We start from the raw sequence: 549 nt of genomic DNA, 5'->3' as shown, positions 1-549 counted from the left end.
CGGTCTCGGCCGCACCGTACGGGAGCCCGGGCATCCTGCCGATCTCGTGGGCCTACGTGCGCATGATGGGCGCGGCCGGCCTCAAGCAGGCCACCGGCGCCGCCGTGCTCGCGGCCAACTACGTCGCCAAGGGGCTCGAGGGGGCATACCCGCTGCTCTACTCCGGGGAGAACGGGCTCGTCGCCCACGAGTGCATCCTCGACCTCCGCCCGCTGACCGCGGCGACGGGCGTGACCGTCGACGACGTCGCCAAGCGCCTCGTCGACTACGGTTTCCACGCGCCGACGATGAGCTTCCCGGTCTCGGGCACGCTCATGGTCGAACCGACCGAGAGCGAGGACCTCGGCGAGATCGACCGCTTCATCGAGGCCATGATCGCGATCAAGGCCGAAGCGGATGCCGTCGCCTCCGGTACCTGGCCGGCCGACGACAACCCGCTGCACAACGCGCCGCACACGGCTCAGTCGGTGATCGAGGGGGAGTGGGAGCACTCCTACGACCGCGCGACCGCCGTCTACCCGCTCCGCAGCCTCATCCGCGGAAAATACT

The 549-nt window shown here is 69.9% G+C and carries 1 pseudogene; it reads left to right on the top strand.

What is annotated here, in order from left to right:
* A pseudogene (locus QN350_RS19775) lies at positions 1 to 549 on the top strand (glycine dehydrogenase (aminomethyl-transferring)); the annotation flags it as partial.

It is taken from the genome of Cryobacterium sp. 10I5, assembly GCF_035019865.1.
Lineage (GTDB): Bacteria > Actinomycetota > Actinomycetes > Actinomycetales > Microbacteriaceae > Cryobacterium > Cryobacterium breve_A.
This window is presented reverse-complemented; position numbering and strand designations above follow the sequence as displayed.